Annotated in this window: 14 protein-coding genes and 1 riboswitch; of the genes, 9 read left to right on the top strand and 5 right to left on the bottom strand. The window is 59.2% G+C overall.

Annotated features, from left to right (window positions below; translation table 11 throughout):
- The first annotated feature begins 10 nt into the window (after positions 1-10).
- The 3 genes from GGD50_RS20525 (at position 11) to GGD50_RS20515 (ending at position 5,191) form a co-directional block, all read left to right on the top strand.
- Positions 11-2,980, top strand: coding sequence for an NAD(P)-dependent oxidoreductase (locus tag GGD50_RS20525; protein WP_183938869.1), 2,970 nt, complete (start codon positions 11-13; stop codon positions 2,978-2,980).
- Positions 2,981-3,345: 365 nt separating this feature from the next.
- Positions 3,346-3,525 (top strand): hypothetical protein, encoded by a 180-nt coding sequence (locus GGD50_RS20520; RefSeq protein WP_183938867.1) that lies wholly within the window; start codon positions 3,346-3,348, stop codon positions 3,523-3,525.
- A 286-nt stretch (positions 3,526-3,811) separates the two neighbouring features.
- Positions 3,812-5,191, top strand: a complete 1,380-nt coding sequence (locus GGD50_RS20515; protein ID WP_183938865.1) for an MFS transporter — start codon at positions 3,812-3,814, stop codon at positions 5,189-5,191.
- Positions 5,192-5,518: 327 nt separating this feature from the next.
- On the opposite strand, the gene soxG is transcribed toward GGD50_RS20515, so the two are convergent.
- From soxG to GGD50_RS20490, 5 genes are all read right to left on the bottom strand, one after another.
- Entirely contained in the window at positions 5,519-6,073 is a 555-nt protein-coding gene (gene soxG / locus GGD50_RS20510) for a sarcosine oxidase subunit gamma family protein (RefSeq protein ID WP_183938863.1), read from the bottom strand.
- 13 nt (positions 6,074-6,086) lie between these two features.
- Complete coding sequence (locus tag GGD50_RS20505) at positions 6,087-9,077, bottom strand: sarcosine oxidase subunit alpha (protein WP_183938862.1); 2,991 nt, start codon at positions 9,075-9,077, stop codon at positions 6,087-6,089.
- Positions 9,074-9,394, bottom strand: a complete 321-nt coding sequence (locus tag GGD50_RS20500; protein WP_183938861.1) for a sarcosine oxidase subunit delta — start codon at positions 9,392-9,394, stop codon at positions 9,074-9,076. The genes GGD50_RS20505 and GGD50_RS20500 overlap by 4 nt, the downstream gene beginning before the upstream one ends.
- 12 nt (positions 9,395-9,406) lie before the next feature.
- Entirely contained in the window at positions 9,407-10,660 is a 1,254-nt protein-coding gene (locus GGD50_RS20495; protein ID WP_183938860.1) for a sarcosine oxidase subunit beta family protein, read from the bottom strand.
- Between the two features lie 180 nt (positions 10,661-10,840).
- Entirely contained in the window at positions 10,841-11,905 is a 1,065-nt protein-coding gene (locus GGD50_RS20490; RefSeq protein WP_183938859.1) for a GlxA family transcriptional regulator, read from the bottom strand.
- 363 nt (positions 11,906-12,268) lie between these two features.
- Between GGD50_RS20490 and purU the strand changes: the two genes are divergently transcribed.
- From purU to GGD50_RS20460, 6 genes are all read left to right on the top strand, one after another.
- Positions 12,269-13,153 carry a formyltetrahydrofolate deformylase gene (purU, locus tag GGD50_RS20485; RefSeq protein ID WP_183938858.1) on the top strand — a complete coding sequence of 295 codons (885 nt, stop codon included), beginning with the start codon at positions 12,269-12,271 and terminating at the stop codon, positions 13,151-13,153.
- A 304-nt stretch (positions 13,154-13,457) separates the two neighbouring features.
- Positions 13,458-16,019, top strand: a complete 2,562-nt coding sequence (locus tag GGD50_RS20480; RefSeq protein ID WP_183938857.1) for a GcvT family protein — start codon at positions 13,458-13,460, stop codon at positions 16,017-16,019.
- A gap of 600 nt (positions 16,020-16,619) precedes the next feature.
- Positions 16,620-17,621, top strand: coding sequence for an ABC transporter substrate-binding protein (locus GGD50_RS20475; protein WP_183938856.1), 1,002 nt, complete (start codon positions 16,620-16,622; stop codon positions 17,619-17,621).
- 97 nt (positions 17,622-17,718) lie between these two features.
- Complete coding sequence (locus GGD50_RS20470; RefSeq protein WP_183938855.1) at positions 17,719-18,606, top strand: ABC transporter permease; 888 nt, start codon at positions 17,719-17,721, stop codon at positions 18,604-18,606.
- Positions 18,599-19,636: a quaternary amine ABC transporter ATP-binding protein gene (locus tag GGD50_RS20465; protein ID WP_183938854.1), complete on the top strand. Its 1,038-nt coding sequence runs from the start codon at positions 18,599-18,601 to the stop codon at positions 19,634-19,636. The genes GGD50_RS20470 and GGD50_RS20465 overlap by 8 nt, the downstream gene beginning before the upstream one ends.
- Positions 19,637-19,935: 299 nt before the next feature.
- A riboswitch (cobalamin riboswitch) is annotated at positions 19,936-20,134 on the top strand.
- A 91-nt stretch (positions 20,135-20,225) separates the two neighbouring features.
- On the top strand, positions 20,226-21,470 hold the full coding sequence (locus tag GGD50_RS20460) for an aromatic ring-hydroxylating oxygenase subunit alpha (protein WP_183938853.1): 1,245 nt from the start codon (positions 20,226-20,228) through the stop codon (positions 21,468-21,470).
- The last annotated feature ends 1 nt before the right edge of the window (position 21,471 follow it).

Genomic DNA, 21,471 nt, shown 5'->3' with positions numbered 1-21,471 from the left:
AGGGTTTTACATGATCTCCGACGCAGAATTGCATGCCAATCGGCTTGATGCGCTTGAACAGACAAAGGATGGCGCTCCTCCGATCCCCTCGAACCCATTCTTCGGCGTTGGGCCGATTACCGACGCTACGCTTGATGAGGTCGACAGCAGGCTGCGGCGCTTTGAATTTGATCGGTGGATCGAAAAGACCTACCGAAAGCTGGACGACACCGGAAAGGACATCGGTCCGTTCACAACGGCAGAGCTGGCGCGAAGCATGCATCGCGGATACCCGGCAGATAAGATCCTGCTGGATATGATGCGGGCCATTCACCGCTACTTTGAGTTTCCCAAGTCCAACCGCGTCGCTGTCGGGCTCGGCGGCGGCCATAGCGGCTATACCGTGTGCGTCCAGCACTTGTTGAATGCCAACGACGCGGGCCAGCGGGTCTATGTCGACACGCCGCGACCGGAAAGCGGTGGCGCGGGAGCTTCCGGCTTTTTCCGACAGTCCTGGGCAACCCAGCTGATCGAAATGCACCGATTTGCCGAAAAGGGCGATGAAAGCCGCATCCATTTCGCGGAAAAAGAAGGCGCAATCCCGTCTGCAAAGCGCCTGGCCGAGCTCGGCATCTCCATCTTCGTCGGTGTAGGCCACGAAACCACCGGTGCGAACTCCTACACCAACGAAGAAATCAACGAACTTTTGGCGTGGCTGGATGGCGATCCCGAAAACAGGCACGCGGTCTTCGATGCCACATCGATGCTTGGCGCAATGCCCTGGTCGCCCGAGACGGTGCGCGCCGTGATGGCCAAGTGCTGCCTGTTCATGCCGTTCCAGAAAGCGATCGGCGGCATCTCCGGCTACTTCATCGCGTCCTTCACGCCGGCTGCTCTTGCGCTTATCGAACGCAACCAGAGCAATCCCTCCTGGGCAATACCGCGTCAGTTGAAAATCGCCCCGCCGCTCGATCCGAAGCAGCCGCTTTCCAGCAAGCGCTCGGTCGACGCCGGCCCGTTCTACGACGCTCAGGAAGACAAGATGCTCGGCGGGGTTATCAATACCTACAGCACCTTGGCATTTGCCGAAACGACCTTTGGCCTGCTGCAAACCGAACGGCGCGTAGGCTCGGTGATTGAACTCAACAAGCGCTCGGCGGGCAACCGCATCGTCGTCAACGAGTGGGTTGAAAAGAACCCGTTGTTCAGCCTGGTGGTCAGCGAAGAGGAGCGTCGCGGCGCTGCCGTCACACTCCTGAAGGTCAACGACGGCGCCATCTCGTCGTCCGACCTGCATGCCCGCATCATCGCCCGCTCGAAGCAGATACTGGGCTATGAGGGTATCACCCATCCGAACGGCACTCATGAGACCGGGCTCGATGCGGCGCGGTATGTCAACGCGTTCCCTGGAACGCCCGGCGATTACCGGGCATGGATTGGCGGCATTCGCGAACCGTCTGACATCACGGCACTGCTCGAAAATCTGAAATATGCCTATCTCCGGGCCAAGATCGTCGTCCTGGAGGAGGAGCTTGAGCGGAGAGGCCGCCAGGTCGAATATTCCCTAGCCGGCAACAATTCCGCAGAGAGCACCCGTGCAGGCACCTTCAAGGTATTGATCGCAGACGCCATCGGCCTGCGCTTCGATGCCAAGGGGCGCCTCGACCATAGCGAACTCGCCGCCTATATCGCCGAAAAGAATGGCGTTTTCCATGAGACGTCGATCCAGACGGCAGACGTCGCGAATGACGGCAAGATCCACTTCTTCTATCAGCCCCACCTCAGCAAGGCGGATGAGATCCTCGCCCAAACCGATCGGGGCCAATACGATGCCGTCATCGCAGCCGCGACGTTCATCCCGTCCGACGCCAAGTTCCGCCTTGGCGGGGTACGCATCGGCACCGGAACCGGCAATATGGGCGCAGCCTCCTGGGGTGGTCCTAACGGCGAAGGCGGCGAGGCGCCGCTCATGAACACGCCGGGCATCAATAGCCGGGCGACGGCGCAGATGGCGATCAAGGCATTGCTCAAGGTAACGCCCGATCTTCCGGTTGGCGAACTGCATGAGCGAGTCATCAAGGGTGATTTCGACACCGGGAAAAACCTGGCGGAATACCCGACGGAAAAACTCGAAGGCAAAAGAGTCGCCATTCTTGGCTACGGCAACATCGGACGCGAACTCGCACGGATCGCCAAGGCTTTTCATATGAGCGTGGTTATTTACGCTCGCCCGACCCATCGCGACAATATTCTGGCTGAAGGCTACGAATATGCAGAAAGCCCGGTTGCCGCAGCCAGCGGAGCCGACGTTCTTTCCGTGCATCTCGGCCTCGGTCGGCAGGATCCGGTCACGCGAGCATTCTCGAACGCGGGATTGGTCGATCGGAACGTCTTGCTCGCGCTCAATGACAGGGCCGTTCTGATCAACTATGACCGCGGCGAACTCGTTGATGTCAATGCGCTTGACGAAGCCCTGGCTTCGGGCAAGGTCCGGCATGCGGCGATCGATGCGGATATCTTCAAAAGCGAGGACGGTCCGACGGGTCCGATGAAACCCTATCTTTCGCTGTTGCCGAAACATGCGGACAAGCTGGAACTCTTGCCGCATGCCGCCGCCGACACCGACCACCCGACGCGCGTCGCCGGCGCCAAGCAGGCCGTGGATCAGATCATCGATGTCATTCGGAACCGGGCGATCACAAATCTCAAGGGCGATCTTCCCGACGGCTATGTATCGAAGGGTGCGAGAACCGCGCCGGGAATTGGCTACGTCACGCGGGCGGACATGGTCCAAGCCGCCGACGATGTGAATCTCTTGACCGACTTGCGCCTGGCAAGCGAGAAGATTGCTTCGATCGTGGGGGCGCTAAACGCGGTCGCCGACGATGCTCATCGTGCCCGCATCATTGATCGCTATCGGTCGCTGCTCGCTGACAGCGCGCTGAAGCAATATAATCTGCTCAAGGAAGCCGGACTGCTTGCTCCGGCAGCCAAAGCCTAATGATCCTTATACGGCTTCACTGACGACTCTATCGACCGGGCGCACTAACCGCCCGGTCGATAGCCAGAGTTTCTGACTACAGGCCCGAATCGACATCCGCGATTTTCGCAAGTGCGAAGCGAACAATCACGCCACAGCCATTGCCTCTTTGTGCCCACGAGCACCGGCGCAAGTCTGGATTGACTGCCCGCCGGGTAGGCCAGACCTACCCACCTCCTCCAGCCGCCACCCATCCAGGCCATCCATTGGCTGCACATCTGGCATTCTTTTCTGCCTAAACGAGTGTTGTGCAGACATGCCAGGAAAGGCAATTTTAGCGCGAGGAACAGTCCGCCCGCGGACGCGCTGCATGCATCGGAGGAAACATGCAAGGCTACAACCATCCTTTCATACCTAGCCGTATTCACATTCCAGAGCAGAAGTTCCAGGCGGTGAAACTGCCGATGGAAGATATGCATTTCCGGCACCGCCTAGAGCTGAAATTTTCGCCGCTCCCCACCGTGAAAAAGCTATTCACGAACCAGGACGATCACGCCTCGGCCTGACGATACGGCTGGCGTTTTGGTGGCCGGCTATTGATGAGCTGTTGGGGCTAACCGCCCCCGACGCCGAAATCACGGTCCTCGACGCCATCCCGACGATCTCTCTGCACGTCTCTCGACTCACGACGAGTTCGATCCTGATTTCGGACATCGGATCAACAACGAGCGGAGCGCAGCCGCTTAGCCAAAGCAGGCGGAAGAGCGATCTGGCGGCGCATGCGAACCGCCATGCAGCGCGATCCGAGCGCATCCACACAGTCCAGCCCCAAGGAAAATAAGGAGGAACACCATGTCAATATTGGACAAAACAGCGGCGATTTCGATCGAAACCGCCGAGGAGGAAACGTCTGCGGCGTTCAAACGACGCTTTATGCTGAGGATGATCATCGTTCTTACCGGCGGCATGTTCTTGGACGGCTATATCCTCGGGATCGTCGGACCGGTGTCTGGCAAAATGACTGCTGATCTCGCCATTTCGCCATTCTGGGAGGGCCTGATCGCCGCGGGCGCATTGTTCGGCATTCTGATCGGCTCTCCGCTTGGGGGCTGGGCCGGCGACAAATATGGCCGCAAACCGCTGTTCATGATGGACATGGCGCTGTTCCTATTGTCCTCGATGATGCAGCTCTTCGTCGGCGCCGTGCAATTTTTCGTGGACTCGCCCATGCAGCTATTCATCGTGCGTCTGCTGATGGGCATCGCGATCGGCGCCGAGTATTCCGTCGGCTGGCCATTGATGTCGGAATTCGCGCCTGCCCGGCTGCGTGGGAGGCTCATGGGCCTGACGCTTATAGCCTGGTACGCCGGATTCATGATTGCCTTCATCGTGGGCTATTTGCTCAACGAGTATACGGACCTCGGCTGGCGACTGATCCTCGGCACAAGCACCCTGATCTCGGTAGCCTTATTCCTCGGTCGGCTCGGCATGCCGGAATCGCCACGCTGGCTTTGGAACCAGGGGCGTACCGAACAGGCCCGCGCGATCGCCAACCGATATCTGGAAAGCTCCGCCGACACGGCTGATATGGAGCACGAAGGTAGCCACCAGAAGGGCAGCTTCGGGATGCTGTTCTCCCGTCGGTATTGGCGAGCCACTCTGTTCGTATCGGGATTCTGGTTCTGCGCCGTCACGCCATACTTCGCGATCGCCACGTTCGCCGATAGCGTGCTGCAGAAATACGGCCTCGGCGGTGGGCTGGCCGGTGGGGTGGGGCTCTCCGCTGTCGCTTTGGCCGGAAGCGTGACCACGGTTCTCCTGATCGAAAAGTGCGGCCGTCGTACGCTGACCGCACCACCACAATGGATTGCCACCGTGCTGCTTGCGGTTCTCGGCCTATGGGCAGGCGCGCCGGCGATGGTCGTGCTCGCCCTGTTCCTCACATTCTCCTTCTTCAATGCAGGGTACGGCACGCTGACCAGCATCTACCCGGGCGAGGTCTTCCCGACGGAGATCCGCGGAATCGGCACAGGCTTTGCGGCCGCCGTCAGCCGCGTCGGGGCCGGCCTCGGCACCTTCCTGCTGCCGTGGTCCATGACCAACCTCGGCACATCGGGGACGATGCTGATTGCTGCCGGCATCGCCGGTGTCGGCGCCGCCCTGTCGCAATGGCTAGCGCCCGAGACGAAGGGCAAGAGCCTCAGCGAGACGGCCGCCGGCTTCTCGCACTAAAGGTTCGCGACCCCGCGGGCACATCAAAGTCCGGCAAGATGTGTCGAACAAGAGTTAGAGCAAAGAGGCGTTCCCGCTTGAACGCACTTTGCTCTAGTCTCGCAATTGCCCAATCTTCGAGAACCTATTCCGAGCGTTGGGAGCCACCGCCGAGGCCAGCCTCCTGGCTCCAAGGCTGCGTTCGACCTTTTCAGAGCAACGCCAACCCTCTCCGCGAAATGATGTCTGTCGCGATTCCTCGCAGAATCTGGCGAACCACAGTCGACAAACGTTTCGGAAATGCTCAGCTCGGGAAAGCGTCGAAACGTAGCGAGGACCCTTTACGGATCACGCGTGTTCGGCGGCAAGTTCCTTACAGCCAGTTTCCAGCAGATGGCCGAGATGCGGCGCGAAGCTGTTCCAGATATCCATGCGGAAACGGTCTTCGGCATCACGCCAAAGCACCACCGTGGCCCCGTCGAAGACTGTCCTGCGGCTTTCGCCGACGGGGATGGTTTCAATGTCGCGCGGGCAACCAAGGGTCAGAAGCTCCGCAGCCATCGGCCCTTCGATCAGCAGTGTGACTTCACGCCCGGAAATATCGACCAGGCTGTGCGGGTGATGCTCATAGATCGCGGCACATGCAGCAATCAGCTTGGCCATTTGCTCCGGGGAGGACAGGATTATCCATTCGTCAGGACCAAGCCGAACGGCCTCGGCTTCGGCATTCTTGGCGCGCCGGCCTATGATATCGGGCAAGGGCAGACCAAAAGCCGTGTTCAGTGCTTTGAGATCACCACGAGCGCGCAGCGAGAGGCGCCCCCGTTCGGGCAGAACACTGACCCGCGCCGCTCTTGTCTCGACCAAAATGCCGGGGGTGAGGGAAGAAATCTTTACGCTCATCTTCGGCTCCGGATCAGATTTTCAGGCGGATGTTTTCGGGATCGACGAAGACGGTCCCGGTGATTTTCGCGGCGATGGTGCGCTCGGGCATCGGGATATGGACGGTCTCGCCCATTCGATCATGCCCGCCTTCGACCAGCGCCAGCGCAATCGGCCGGCCGGCCGCGTCCGAATGATAGGACGACGTCACATGCCCTACCATCGTCATCGGAAGTGGCTGTTTCGGATCGAAGACGATCTGCGCACCCTCCTCGAGCTTGGAACGGTCCTCCGTCAGCAGGCCCACAAGCTGCCTGCGACCCTTCGCCACCAGATCGGGGCGGGCAAGACCGCGCTTGCCGACGAAGTCGGGTTTATTGCTGCCCACGGCCCATCCCATGGCCGCGTCATAGGGGGTGACCGTGCCGTCAGTATCCTGACCGACGATGATGTAGCCCTTCTCGGCGCGCAACACATGCATGGTCTCGGTCCCATAAGGCGTGATGCCGTATTGCTGCCCCGCATCCCACAGGATCTTCCAGAGCTTCAGGCCGAGGGGAGCGGGCACGTTCACCTCGAACCCGACCTCGCCGGTGAAGCTGACCCGGAAGAGACGTGCCGGAATGCCTGCGACTGTGCATTCCGCGCAGGACATATGCGGGAAAGCAGCATCGGTGAGATCCAGACCCTCGACCAGCGGGGCCAAAAGCTTGGCCGCATTCGGACCGTTGAGCGCGATGGTGGACCATTGCTCGGTGGTCGAGGTCAGCCAGACATTCAGGTCGGGCCATTCGGTCTGGAGAAAATCTTCCATCATGTTCAGGACACGCGCCGCGCCGCCGGTGGTGGTGGTGACATGGAAGCGGTCCTTGGTGATGCGCCCTATGACGCCATCATCGCGGATGTAGCCGTCGTCGCCCAGAAGCAGGCCATAGCGGCAGCGTCCCGACACGAGCTTGGTCCAGGGGTTGGTGTACATGCGGTTCATGAACTCGACCGCATCCGGGCCGACAACTTCGATCTTGCCGAGGGTGGAAGCGTCGAAGATGCCCACACTCGCACGCACTGCGCGGCATTCGCGGCTGACGGCGGCGTCCATATCCTCGCCCTGCTTGGGGAAATACCGGGCGCGGCGCCATTGTCCGACCGGTTCGTAGACTGCCCCATGTGCCTCGGCCCAGGCGTCGATCTGCGTCTTGCGGGTGATCTCGAAATGATTGCCGCGATGATAACCTGCAAACGCCCCGAAGGTCGTTGGTGTATAGGGCGGCCGGAACGTGGTCAGACCAACCTCAGGCTGGCGTTTGCCAAGCGCATCGGCGGCGATATTCAGGCCGTTGATGTTGGACATCTTGCCCTGATCGGTCGCCATGCCATTGGTGGTGTAGCGCTTCACATGCTCGATCGAGCGCATTCCCTCGCGTACCGCCAGACGCAGGTCCTTGGCAGTCACATCGTTTTGATAGTCGACAAAGGCCTTTGCCTTGCCGGGATAGCGGTCCGTCGGCAGTTCAGTGTGCGACACGCCACTGCCCTTGCGATCGGCGGCCACCGCGTAGCTGACCGGAGCACTTGTCTTGGCAAGCGCGGCGGCGATCTCGCGGCCACGCTCAGCGCCGTCCTTCAACGCCGCCTCGACGCCCCAGAGCCCCCGCCCTGCGCCCGCGATCACGCAGTCTTCGCGTGTCATCGCCGGCAGGAAGGTGGTGCGGTCGTCGTCCCATGCGATCTTGCCCTGGGTATGCGAAAAGAGATGCAGCGACGGCGTCCAGCCGCCGGACATCAGCAGGGCATCGCATTTGATCGCCTGCCCCGCGCCGACCGAACCACCACGAACCGGATTGACCCGGACCGAACTTACGCGCAGCCGCCCCGACGTCGCCGTCACCGTATGGGACAGCTTGACCGGAATACCCAGGGTACGCGCCTGGTTCACCAGATCCTGCCGCACATCGGCGCGGGTATCGACGATTGCCTGAATGCGCGCCCCCGCATCGTGAAGATCGAAAGCTGCATACCAGGCGCTGTCATGGCTGGTGACGACGACAGGCGCATTGCCGACCTTGACACCATAACGATTGAGATAGGTCTGCGCCGCTCCCGCCAGCATCACACCCGGACGGTCGTTGCCGTGAAAGACCAGCGGCTTTTCCAGCGCGCCCTGCGCCAGCACCACCTGCCGCGCCCGCACCCGCCACAGGCGCTCGCGCGGCGTATCCTTGGGCAAAACCTCCAGATGATCGGTCAAGCGTTCGCACAGGCCGATCATGTTCTGATGGTAATAGCCGATGGCCGTGGTGCGGGTCATGATCCTCACACCCATCCCCTTCAGAGCCTTCAATTCCGCGGCCAGCCAGTCCCATGCCGGGCGGCCATTGATCTGCACCTGAGGCTCAGACAGCAAGGTGCCACCCGCCTCGGGATTTTCATCTACCACGACGACCTTTAACCCATCGACCGCCGCCGCCCGCGCCGCCGCCAGGCCGGCAGGCCCCGCGCCAACTATCAGCACATCGCAATGCATGTTGCGCGAAGCATAGGTGTCAGGGTCTTCCTCGGTCGGGGATACGCCAAGACCGGCGGCCGCCCGGATGAAAGGCTCATAGACCTTGTTCCAGAAGCTCTTCGGCCACATGAAGGTCTTGTAGTAAAAGCCGGCCGAAAACAGCATGTAGGCCGCATCGTTGACCGCGCCCACATCGAATTTCAGGCTGGGGTATCTGTTCTGTGACGTGGTTTCGAGCCCGTTCCAGATCTCATGCACCGTGGCGCGGGTGTTCGGCTCGAACCGGCCAAGCCCACGGCGCGTGCCGATCAGCGCATTGGGCTCTTCGGACCCCGCCGCCACAGGACCGCGCGGACGGTGATATTTGAACGACCGTCCCATCAGGTGGACGCCATTCGCCAGGAGCGCGGAGGCAACCGTGTCGCCCTTCAAGCCGCGATAGGTCTTGCCGTCAAAGGCGAAGGTGACGGGACGCCCCGGATCGACGCGGCCACGGCCGAAAACACGATATTGGTTCATTTCAGCACCTCAAGATCGGTTGGCACCCCGGGCAGCGGAGCAAGTTCAGGGCGAGGTTTGCCCGCCGGATAGGTTGTCAGGAAGCGGTCGCTGACCGTGTCGCGCACGGCATTGAAGAACCGGCCGCAGCCATGCAGATGCCGCCAGCGTTCGTAATGCGGCCCTTTCACGTTGGTGCGAATGAAGAGGTATTCCTGCCACTGCGCGTCGGTCTGGGAGGAAGGATCAAGCGGGCGCGCAATGTGCGCTTCGCCGGCATAGGTGAACTCCGCCTCGGGCAAGGTTTCATTGCAATAGGGGCAACGGATCAAAAGCATGGGTGAGCTCCCTCAGTGCGCCACAGCCGCCGCGGCGGCCTCATCGATCAGGCGGCCGGTACGGAAACGATCAAGCGTGAATGGTGCGTTGATCGGATGAGGCTCGTTCTTGGCGATGGTCCAGGCAAAAGTATGCGCCGCGCCCGGCGTCGCCTTGAACCCGCCGGTCCCCCAGCCGCAATTGACATACAAGCCTTCGACCGGCGTCTTGCCGAGAATGGCAGAGCGATCGGGTGTCACATCGACGATGCCACCCCATTTGCGCAGCATCCGCATGCGGTTGAAGATCGGGAAGATTTCCACAATCGCGGCGATCGTATGCTCGATCAGCGGCAGTCCGCCGCGCTGCGAGTAAGACGTGTACTGGTCCGTACCGGAGCCGATAACAAGCTCGCCCTTGTCGGACTGGCTGATATAGGCGTGAACGGCATTCGACATGACCACGCAGGGGAAAATCGGCTTGACCGGTTCGGAAACCAATGCCTGCAGCGGGAAGCTTTCAAGCGGTAACTGCACCCCGGCGGTATCCATGACGACAGACGTATGACCAGCTGCCGAAACGGCGACCTTCTTCGCCTTGATGAAGCCCTTGACGGTCTCCACACCCGCGACGGAGCCGTCCGGTTTGCGGCGAATACCGATAACCGGGCAATTCTGGATGATATCAACACCGCGTGCGGCGGCACCGCGCGCATAGCCCCAGGCCACGGCATCGTGACGCGCCGTGCCTGCGCGCTCCTGCAAGGCTCCGCCCATTATCGGATAACGCGCATTGGGCGACAGGCTGAGCGGCGGGCAGAATTCCTTGCATTCTTCTGGGCTGAGCCAGCGGTTATCGACGCCGTTAAGGCGGTTTGCATGGATATGGCGCTTGAAGCTTTGCACGTCATGCACCGTATGGGCCAGCATCAGGCAGCCCCGGCGCGAATACATGACGTTGTAATTGAGTTCCTGGCTCAGCCCCTCCCAAAGGTCGACGGCGTGATCGAAGAGGCGAGCACTTTCGTCATAGAGATAGTTGGAGCGAATGATCGTCGTGTTGCGGCCGGTATTGCCGCCGCCGAGCCAGCCCTTGTCGATCACGGCGACATTGGTGATGCCATGCTGCTTGGCCAGGTAATATGCCGCCCCGAGACCATGGCCGCCCGCACCGACGATGACCACATCATATTCGGCCTTCGGCTGGCTGTCGGGCCATTGCTCGGTCCAATGTTTGTGCCCCGTCAGGGCATTCTTGAGGAGAGAAAATGCGCTAAAACGCGTCATATCGTTAGCCGCCACTTCAAGAGAAAGACTGGGCGGCAGTATACTTACATCAGCAAATGCTTCCGGAACTTTCGCGCCAGTTGACTTGAATGAATGCGCCATGCGCACCGCTACTTGGCCACAGCAACGTCATTCTGGCACGCATGTACGAGCGATTTGGTTGTCTCAGAGGACTTCTATTTACGCGTATGCGGGTCCGCGCGGCTCTCCTTCCAGATCTTCACCCACACCCTGCGATCGGCGGATATCGAGCGGCGCGCAATTGAAATGACGGCGGAACATGCGGCTGAGATGGGACGAGTCACAGAAGCCGCATTCGACGGCAATGGATGCCACTGATTTCTGCGTGGTTTCGATCAGACGGCGCGCCAATGAAAGCCGCACTCCGAGAAAAACGGTCTGGGGAGAGTTGCCAAGTTCTGCTCGAAAGTGCCTCTCCAGTTGTCGTTTGCTGTTTCCCATACGGCGCGCGATATCGCTGATCGAGAGAGGCGTGTCGATATTCTGCTGCATGATGAGCAGCGCGCGTTTCACCATCGGATCTTGCGTCTTCAGATCGATTGGAATTCCCGGCTGCGGTTTTTCCGGATGGAGCGCATCGTCTATGATCATGATGTGCAGGCTCTTGCTCGCCTGTGCCCGTCCAACATGTTTTTCGACGAGATGCGCGGCAAGATGGGCTGAACTTACGCCGCCCGAACATGTGAGGCGATTTCTATCGATGACGAAAATCTGGTCGGAAACCGGCGTTAGACCGTCGAACTGCTCAAGAAAATCCGTGTGGTGGAACCAGCTCACGCAGCACTTATGTCCATCCATCAAACCGGCGCGGTGGAGGATGAATGCTCCGGTACATATGCCGACCAGCGGCACGCCGGCAGCGGCAGCCTTCTGCAGATATTGAATATAGTTTGCGCTGATGTTGGGTATCTCGTCGATCAGCCCCCCGATAACGGCGATATAGTCGAATTTGGCGGGGTCACCCAGCCGTTCGTTCGGCTGCACGGAAACGCCACAACTCGACTGGACTGCACTCATCGTGTCCGAGAGGATTGCCCACTCGCACATTATCGGCCGGCTCCGGTCACCTTCGTCAGCGGCGAGCCTCAGCACGTCAACGAAATTGGCGAAGGCACACAATGTGAATCGCTTGGCCAAGATGAAGCCCACAGAAAGGCGTGGCCCTTCACCTCTCTTCCTGAGGATTCTTGAGGCGACTGCGTGGGATCGAGGCTCCTGCACCATTTTCAAAGTTGCCCCGCTTGTTCTTTTGGAAGTGTCGTAGTGATAGTCTTCCTTTGACGCAAATGTACTGTGCAGCGACGACATTTGTCACAATAGTTCCGTCAATTTCGCAGAAAGCGCTCCATGATCGGTCAAAGCGATGATGCTTCGCCAAGTCGTAAGCTCATATCGCCCGGGATATCCCGTCGCCAACACGCGGGCGAACGGCCTGGCGAGAATGCGAAACGGGAAGAAGCGACAGGCTGACTTTATGTAGCGCGTTCTTGACAGCAGCGCGCCGCTGGTGCCCAAGGGAGGCGGCGACAAGGTTGTGCGTGAGACATTGACATCAACATTCGGCATCAACGGATTGGACCTCTACCGATGAAACAATATGTTCTACGGGTATCCTGCACATCGACGCGGGGGATCGTTGCGGCGATAGCGAATTATCTGGCCGATCAAGGCTGCAACATCGTCGACTCCAGCCAGTTCGACGATCTCGATACCGGCAAGTTCTTCATGCGGGTCTCCTTCATCTCCGAAGAAGCGGTCAACCAGCAGAAGCTCGTCGAAGGCTTCAAGCCGGTCGCCGAGGCCTTCGAGATGGATGCCGAGATCTACGACGCCCAGAAGCGCATGAAGGTGCTGTTGATGGTGTCGCGCTTCGGCCATTGCCTCAACGACCTGCTGTACCGCTGGAAGATCGGCGCATTGCCGATCGACATCGTCGGCGTCGTCTCCAACCACTTCGATTACCAGAAGGTGGTGGTCAACCACGACATCCCCTTCCACCACATCAAGGTAACGAAGGACAACAAGCCGCAGGCCGAAGCCCAGTTGCTGGATCTGGTCGAGCAGACCGGCACGGAACTGATCGTGCTCGCCCGCTACATGCAGGTGCTGTCGGATGCGCTGTGCAAGAAGATGTCGGGCAAGATCATCAACATCCACCATTCCTTCCTGCCGAGCTTCAAGGGCGCCAATCCGTACAAGCAGGCCTATGAGCGCGGCGTCAAGCTGATCGGGGCCACGGCCCATTACGTCACCGGCGATCTCGACGAAGGTCCGATCATCGAGCAGGACACGGCGCGCATCACGCATGCGCAGTCGGCGGAAGACTATGTCTCGATCGGCCGCGATGTCGAAAGCCAGGTGCTGGCCCGCGCCATCCATGCCCATATCCACTACCGCACCTTCCTCAACGGCAACCGCACCATCGTCTTCCCGGCAAGCCCGGGGAGCTATGCGTCGGAGAGAATGGGCTGAGCGATGGTGAGGAACACATAAAATCGCCGGGAAATCTTATACTGAAGGTCTGGATGTGCAGAAAATCGATGGCGTCCCTGCAATTGCAGTGACATTTAGCGCGCAATGAGCCTGCTGCAGGACCCGTGAGAAACGACTGCGCCCGAAGTGCATATGAAGAGCGAGACCGGAATGACGCCGAAGCTTCGGATGGCCCGCTTTGAACATCTGCTGTCGGGTTCTGTCGCATGGTCCGCCGAAAACATTGCTAGACCCGACCTCATACAGTGAATTTCAACCTCATTAGAAACGAAGAGGGGTAAAAATGTCAGCGTTTCCCGAAAAAGCGAGGGTCGTCATCGTTGGCCTCGGAGGTATCGTTGGTGCGTCGATCGCGCATCATCTGATCGAACGCGGTTGGGACGACATCGTCGGCATCGATAAGTCGGGCATCCCTACTGACATCGGGTCCACGGCGCACGCCTCGGATTTTTGCTACACCACAAGCCATGACTATCTTTCGGTCTGGACGACCCAGTACTCGATCGATTTCTTCGAAAAGATGGGCCACTATGCCCGCATCGGCGGTCTCGAAGTCGCTCGCACCGGCGACGATACCTGGATGGAAGAAATCAAGCGCAAGGTGACGTCGGCCAAGTCTTTCGGTACCCGCGCCCACCTCGTGACGCCCTCCGAAATCAAGCAGATGTTCCCGCTGATCGAGGAAGATCAGGTCATGGGCGGCATGTTCGATCCGGATGCCGGCCTCGTCGTTCCACGCTCGCAGACTGTAGCCGGCAAGTTGGTCGATGCCGCGGAGAAATCCGGCAAGCTTCAAGTATTTGGCAACACGCCGGCCAAATCGCTGATTGTTGAAGGCGGCCGCATCAAGGGCGTCGTTACCCATCGCGGCACCATCATGGCTGACCACGTCATCGTCTGCGCTGGTCTTTGGGGTCGCCTGATCGCCGAAATGGTTGGCGAAGATCTGCCGGTCATGCCCGTCGACCACCCCCTCACCTTCTTCGGCCCCTACAATGAATTCGAAGGCACCGGCAAGGAAATCGGCTATCCGCTGCTGCGCGATCAGGGCAACTCCGCCTATATGCGCGACACCGGCGACCCGAAGACCACGGAAGGCGGTCAGATCGAATGGGGTTACTACGAGAAGGACAATCCGCGCATGTGCCATCCGCGCGAATTGCTCGAAAAGCACGAGGCGCGTCTCTCGCCCTCGCAGCGCGACCTGGATATGGAGCAGATCCTCGAGCCGCTCGAACGCGCCATGGAACTGACGCCAATTCTCGGCGAGCTCGGCTATAATGAAGGCCACTCCTTCAACGGTCTCCTGCAGGTATCCGCCGCCGGCGGCCCGTCGTGTGGCGAGAGCCAGAAGGTGCGCGGCCTCTGGTACTGCGTCGCCATCTGGGTCAAGGACGGTCCGGGATACGGCAAGTTGATTGCCGACTGGATGACCGACGGCCGCACCGAGATCGACCACGCCAGCATCGACTATTCGCGCTTCTACCCGCACCAGTTCGAAGAGAAATTTATCGAAAGTCGCTGCTACGAAGCCGCGCAGAAGATCTATTTCCCGGCGGTCCACACGCGCGAACCTTATGCCTCAAGCCGCAACGTCAAGCGCTCGCCTTTCTACGAGCGCGAAAAGGAGCTTGGCGGCTATTTCATGGAGCTGGGTGGTTGGGAGCGTGCGCACGGCTACGCCGCCAACGAACATCTGCTGGAGAAATACGGCGACCGTGTTCCAGTTCGCGAAAACGAATGGGACAATCGCCACTTCTGGCGCGTCTCCAATGCCGAGCATCTGGCGATGAGCGAGGACTGCGGCATCGTCAACCTCAGCCACTTCTACATGTTCGATGTCGAAGGGCCTGACCATGTCGAACTCATGGAATGGGTCTGCGCCGCAAAGATCGGCGGCGACGCCAATATCGGCAAGGGCATCTATACCCACTTCCTCGACGACGAGGGCATGGTGCGCGCCGACTTGACGGTCATCCGCATGGCCGATCGCTGCAGAGTGATCGACGGCGCAGACGCCGGCCCGCGTGATTTCCACTACATCAAGCGTATTGCCGAGGATAAGGGCTTCAACGTCACCGTCACGGACGTCTCCGAGAAGTTCGTCACGATCGGCATCTGGGGGCCGAACGCCCGCGCCACGCTGAAGAAGGTCGTTGCCGATCCGGCAGGATTGGATCCTGAAAACTTCGCCTTCGCAGCAATCAAGCCCATCGAGATCGCCGGCAAGCGGGTCACTGCCTTCCGCATCTCCTATGTCGGCGAGCAGGGCTGGGAACTGCACATGGCGTACGAGGATGGCCTTGCCGTCTGGGATGCGCTGCGTGCAACGGGTGTCATGGCCTTCGGCGTCGAGACATATGCAAACTCGCGCCGCATGGAAAAAAGCCTGCGTCTGCAGAACGCGGACCTGCTGACCCAGTACAACCTGATCGAATGCGACCTCGCCCGTCCGAGGGTCAAGGAAGCTGACTTCCGCGGCAAGGCGAAACATCTGGAGTACAAGGCGCGCGACCATCAACCGGCCGTGCTTTGCACCCTCGTCATGACCGACAATGTCGACAGCAAGGGTGTTGCCCGCTATCCGCTCGGCAACCTCCCGGTCATGGACCCGGAAACCGGCGAGGTGCTGGTGGACGAACTTGGCCGCCGCTCCTACACGACCTCGATCGCATTTGGCCCAACCATCGGTAAGAACATTGCGCTTGCCTACCTGCCCTGGAGCCATTGCCAGGAAGGTCGCAAGCTTAACATCGAATATTTTGCCGAGACCTATCCGGTCGAGGTGGTCGGCATCGGTTACAAGCCGATCTATGACCCGGAAAGCCTGAAGCCGAAAAGCTAAGCGCTTGATCTAAAACGGCGCATAAGCCTCATCGCTTTGCCGACAGTCATTGAAGCAATTGTCCGACGCCGCCACATGCCGGCGGCGTCGAGCAAACAATGCCCCTCTGCCGGATCAATCGATCTTGCATTCGAAATCCAAGATCGATGCTGGCGTCTCCGCTGTCACTGTCTCGAAACAACCACCCGATCGTCGCAAACATCCTATGTGTTTCAAATGCACAGTATATACGACTGGCATGAGCGGTGATCCACATTCGTCGACGTGCGAAAGGTCAGTTACCCTTTCAATGATGGCCAGCATAGCGTGCCCAGCTTTCGAACAACCTGACGCCTTTTGTGGGCTAGTTGAACATTTGTCCTTAGCAGCATCATCAATCCAGCAAGCCTTGGCAACAAGACAACGAGGGCGACCCAACTTCCAATGTAATTCAGACCGGCGAACATCAGTACAGCCTTGAGGCTGGCTGCCGTTCACCGGCGCATCAGTGCTTTAGAGAGATCGGTTATCGCAGGAGGAGGAGCTCCTGATAGCCGTTGAAGCGGGTTCACGCGGCACAACCCGCTTGCCCAATACATGCCGCAAAATGAGGGAACGATAATGAAAAAACTACTTGCGTCCACATGCCTGATGTTTGGCCTGCTCGGCGGAGCGTCGATTGCAAGCGCCGGAGAATGCGGGAGCGTCACCATCGCCAGCATGAACTGGCAGAGCGCGGAGGTTCTGTCGAACCTCGACAAGATCATTCTCAACGAAGGCTACGGTTGCAGCGCCGAGATCACCGTCGGTGACACCGTTCCGACCATCACCTCCATGGCTGAAAAAGGCCAGCCGGACATCGCGCCAGAAGCCTGGATCGATCTTCTTCCGGATGTCGTCAAGAAGGGCACGGAAGAAGGTAAGCTGGTTATCGCCGGCACGTCCCTGCCCGATGGCGGCGTTCAAGGCTGGTGGATTCCGAAATACATCGCCGACGCTCATCCGGACATCAAGACGATCCCGGACATGCTGAAGCATCCGGAACTCTTCCCCGATCCGGAAGATTCCAAGAAGGGTGCCATTGTCAACGGTCCGCAGGGCTGGGGCGGCACGGTCGTGACCTCGCAACTCTACAAGGCCTTTGATGCTCAGAAGGCTGGCTTCACGCTGGTCGATACTGGCTCGGCTGCCGGCCTGGACGGCTCGATCGCCAAGGCCTACGAGCGCAAGGAAGGCTGGGTCGGCTACTATTGGGCGCCAACCGCCTTGCTCGGCAAATACGCGATGGTCAAGCTTGAGGCTGGCGTACCCGCTGACGCGGCCGAATGGAAGCGCTGCAACACCGTTGCGGACTGCCCCAATCCGAAGCCGAACGCATGGCCGGTCGACCACGTTGTGACGCTTGTAGCCAAGTCTTTTTCGGAAAAGGCAGGCCCTGACGTCCTCGGATACCTTAAGAAGCGTTCCTGGAGCAACGACACGGTCAACAAGCTCATGGCTTGGATGACCGACAATCAGGCAACGGGCGAAGACGGCGCCAAGCACTTCCTCAAGGAAAACAAGGACATCTGGACGAAGTGGGTTTCGCCGGAAGCGGCGAAGAAAATCGAAGCTTCGTTGTAATCGTAAAATCTTGCGGTGCGCAAAAGCGCACCGCTTCCTAGCTGCCGATAAAATCAAAAAGACTTGCCACGGCTTCTTTTTTAAAAAGGGGAACCGAATGGAATGGTTTTATAAATTCCCACACATGAACGATGAAACACTCGCCAGCCTGAAGAAGGGTATTGACGAAGCGTTTCGAACATTCACCCGCGGCTATGGCGACGCGATCGAAAGCTTTTTTTCTCCGCTGCAGCACTTTTTGATCGCCGCCGATCGTTTCATGACGCAGACGCCATGGCCGATCATCACCCTGATCATTCTCGTGATCGCCTGGGCGGCGAGCCGAAGCATGAAAATCGTCGTTGGCTGTCTTGTGACACTCCTGCTGATCGGCTATTTCGATATGTGGGACGACACCATGCGGACGGTCTCCATGATCTTCGTCTGCACCTTGCTGTCGATCGCCATCGGCATTCCGATGGGCATCATCATGTCCCGCTCCGATCGCATCCAAAGGGTGGTCAACCCCATCCTCGACGTCATGCAGACGATGCCGAGCTTCGTCTATCTTATCCCGGTCGTCATGCTGCTCGGGATCGGCAAGGTGCCGGGGCTCATCGCCGTCGTCATCTACGCCATTCCCCCGATGATCAGGCTAACCGATCTCGGCATCCGCCTTGTCGACAAGGACGTGCTCGAGGCCGCCGACGCCTTTGGATCGTCCAATTGGCAGAAGCTTTTCAAGGTGCAACTGCCGCTCGCCCTTCCCACCATCATGGCCGGTATCAACCAGACCATCATGATGGCGTTGGCGATGGTCGTCATTGCCTCGATGATCGGCGTGCAAGGACTTGGCCAGCCGGTTCTGAAGGCGATTGCCAACCAGTACTTCACGCTCGGTATTTTCAACGGCCTCGCGATCGTCGGCATTGCCATCATCTTCGACCGTGTGAGCCAGGCCTATGGCAAGAGAATTCAGAAACACCGGGAGACCGTCCATGGCTGATCATCATTTCGGCGGGATCAAGGTCCGCAATCTCTATAAGATCTTTGGACCCAATCCCAAGGCCCACATCCAGGCCGTTCAGAACGGCCTGTCCAAGACGGAGCTCAACGAGAAGCACGGCCACGTCCTGGGGCTGAAGGACATCAATCTCGAAATTCCTTCGGGCTGCATCCAGGTGATCATGGGGCTTTCCGGTTCCGGCAAGTCCACCTTGATCCGGCATATCAACCGCCTCATCGACCCCACGGCCGGTGAAATGCTGGTCGACGGCGTCGACATCGTGAAGATGAATGAGGATAAGCTTCGCCAATTCCGCAGGCATCAGACCGCGATGGTGTTCCAGAAGTTCGCGCTCCTTCCTCATCGCAACGTGCTCGACAACACCGTTTACGGCCTCGAAGTGCAGGGCATGGACCGGGCAAAAAGCGTCGCCATTGCCATGAATTGGCTGGAGCGCGTCGGCTTGAAGGGATTCGAGAAAAAGTATCCCAACCAGCTTTCGGGCGGCATGCAACAACGTGTTGGCCTCGCCCGAGCGCTTTCCAACGACGCGCCGGTCCTGTTGATGGACGAGGCCTATTCGGCTCTTGATCCGCTGATCCGCATGGACATGCAGACGGTTCTTCTGGATCTGCAGAAGGAGATCAAGAAAACCATCGTCTTCATTACTCATGACCTCGACGAGGCGCTTCGTCTCGGAGATCAGATCGCGATCCTGCGCGATGGCGAAGTCATCCAGCAGGGCACCAGCCAGGATATCGTCCTGCGGCCGGCCGACGAGTACGTCGCCAATTTCGTGAAAGAGGTGAACCGAGGGCGTGTCGTTCAGGTCGAGGCTATCATGATGCCGCTGCCATCCGCAGCCCTGACTGGCGGGCCGACGATCGCAGCAGGTACTACCGTTGAAGAAGCGGTGCGCTTGTTGTGCTCGTCACCCGACGGGGAGGTCCACGTCGTCGCACCAACGGGTCAACCGCTTGGCGTCGTGAATTTCCGCCAACTGGCGACGGCGATGGTCAATTCGCACTGACGATGAAATCTCGGCACAGGCGGATCGTCGATTCGCCTGTGCCACCTGGGTAGCCCATACCCCATTGGCCGAGACACGACCAATTCCGAGTGTTTGAATATCGGAAGAATAACCGGCCCTTTTCCAAAGAAATCCAGCTTGCCACCCATCCTGAAAGTACCATTGGCGCCTTTTGCGCAGCCCACGGGCTGCGCCTGAAAACCGCGACCATTCGGGCGGGTCTTTTTAAATATATGCGCCATATTCAATCTGCGACACAAATGTCGCGATGCATGCTTGGGCGCGCTAAGCGATACGTTATGTTCACGCTGTTCTCGGGTGCGGCATCGAATTGGTGATGCGGATAATTGGAAAGCCGGCGACCGTCGCCGCCGCCCCCGTAACGGTAGCAGAGCGAATAACCGATATGATTCCACTGGCTTTTTGCCTGGGAAAGTATGTCGAAGTCCGAACGGACAGTTCTGAAGCCCGGAAACCAGTTCGAGACGAAAACAACACGACTGATTGCGATGGCGATCAGGCGGGCGGTACCGCTTTGCGATATCGATGCCGACGATACCATCCAACAGTCCCTTAGGGGATCAAGAGAATGGATATTGCCAGCGACGTGCTCCGCAAGCTTAAGAACCGCCGCCACGGTTACAGCCTGGAGCAGGCCTTTTACACCGATCCCGATTATTACAAGCTCGATTTGGAGACCATCTGGTATCGCGACTGGCTGTTCATTGGTCATGACTGCGAGATTCCGAAGGCCGGCAATTATTTCACGGCGCAGGTCGGTGATTATTCTGTCGTTCTTACTCGCGACCGGGCGGGTACAATCCACGCGCTGCACAATTCCTGTCGTCACCGCGGCTCGCGCGTCTGCGCGCAAGACAAGGGCTCGTCGGCGAAACTTGTTTGCCCCTATCACCAATGGACCTATGAGCTGGACGGCAGTCTGCTGTTCGCTCGCCATATGGCGGAGGATTTCGACAAGAACCAACATGGTCTGAAGCCGATCCACTGCGAGACTGTCGGTGGATACATCTTCATCTGCCTCGCCGATCAGGCGCCGGATTTCGCGCCCTTCCGCGATACCGTCGAGCCCTACCTTGCCCGACACCGTCTCGGCGAAACGAAGGTCGCTTTCGAAAGCACGATCATCGAGAAAGGCAATTGGAAGCTCGTCTGGGAAAACAATCGCGAGTGCTATCACTGCGCCGCCAATCACCCCGAACTTTGCCGCACTTATCCGGAGGCGCCAAGTGCCACGGGCGTGCAGGGTGCCAAGGACGATCCGGTTATCGCCGAGCATTGGGCAAAGTGCGAAGCAGCAGGACTTCCCAGCGAATTCCGCATCTCGCCGACCGGTCAATTCCGTGCCGCGCGCATGCCGCTCATCCAGAACGCCGAGAGCTACACCATGTCCGGTGCTCGTGCCGTTCAGCGTCCGCTTGCCAACGACATGCTGGAAAGCGGTATCGGCACACTCTTGCTCTTCCACTATCCTACCACATGGAACCACGTACTCGCAGACCACGCGGTCACCTTCCGTGTCCTGCCGCTCGGGCCGGAACGGACGCAGGTCACCACCAAATGGCTCGTCAACAAGGATGCTGTCGAAGGCGTCGACTATCGTCTTGATGAGCTTACGCATGTCTGGACCGAGACAAACGACCAGGACCGCCGGATTGTTGAAGAAAATGCCTTCGGCATCCGCTCGCCCGCTTACGAGCCCGGCCCCTACTCGCCGGAAGACGAAAATGGCGTCAAGCAGTTCGTCGAATGGTATTCCAACTTCATGATCGATCGGCTCGACGGCGTGAAGAAGCCTCTGTTGCAGGTGGCCTGAC

It is taken from the genome of Martinezella paranaensis (genome assembly GCF_014200235.1).
Taxonomy (GTDB): Bacteria; Pseudomonadota; Alphaproteobacteria; order Rhizobiales; family Rhizobiaceae; genus Rhizobium; species Rhizobium paranaense.
Note: the sequence above shows the minus strand (reverse complement) of the source record. Positions and strands in the feature narration are given on the sequence as shown.

Bases quoted from the DNA above. Each gene is read 5' to 3' on its own strand.
- GGD50_RS20525 (WP_183938869.1), top strand. From the start codon at position 11: ATGATCTCCGACGCAGAATTGCATGCCAATCGGCTTGATGCGCTTGAA.
- GGD50_RS20520 (WP_183938867.1), top strand. From the start codon at position 3,346: ATGCAAGGCTACAACCATCCTTTCATACCTAGCCGTATTCACATTCCA.
- GGD50_RS20515 (WP_183938865.1), top strand. From the start codon at position 3,812: ATGTCAATATTGGACAAAACAGCGGCGATTTCGATCGAAACCGCCGAG.
- soxG (WP_183938863.1), bottom strand. From the start codon at position 6,073: ATGAGCGTAAAGATTTCTTCCCTCACCCCCGGCATTTTGGTCGAGACA.
- GGD50_RS20505 (WP_183938862.1), bottom strand. From the start codon at position 9,077: ATGAACCAATATCGTGTTTTCGGCCGTGGCCGCGTCGATCCGGGGCGT.
- GGD50_RS20500 (WP_183938861.1), bottom strand. From the start codon at position 9,394: ATGCTTTTGATCCGTTGCCCCTATTGCAATGAAACCTTGCCCGAGGCG.
- GGD50_RS20495 (WP_183938860.1), bottom strand. From the start codon at position 10,660: ATGACGCGTTTTAGCGCATTTTCTCTCCTCAAGAATGCCCTGACGGGG.
- GGD50_RS20490 (WP_183938859.1), bottom strand. From the start codon at position 11,905: ATGGTGCAGGAGCCTCGATCCCACGCAGTCGCCTCAAGAATCCTCAGG.
- purU (WP_183938858.1), top strand. From the start codon at position 12,269: ATGAAACAATATGTTCTACGGGTATCCTGCACATCGACGCGGGGGATC.
- GGD50_RS20480 (WP_183938857.1), top strand. From the start codon at position 13,458: ATGTCAGCGTTTCCCGAAAAAGCGAGGGTCGTCATCGTTGGCCTCGGA.
- GGD50_RS20475 (WP_183938856.1), top strand. From the start codon at position 16,620: ATGAAAAAACTACTTGCGTCCACATGCCTGATGTTTGGCCTGCTCGGC.
- GGD50_RS20470 (WP_183938855.1), top strand. From the start codon at position 17,719: ATGGAATGGTTTTATAAATTCCCACACATGAACGATGAAACACTCGCC.
- GGD50_RS20465 (WP_183938854.1), top strand. From the start codon at position 18,599: ATGGCTGATCATCATTTCGGCGGGATCAAGGTCCGCAATCTCTATAAG.
- GGD50_RS20460 (WP_183938853.1), top strand. From the start codon at position 20,226: ATGGATATTGCCAGCGACGTGCTCCGCAAGCTTAAGAACCGCCGCCAC.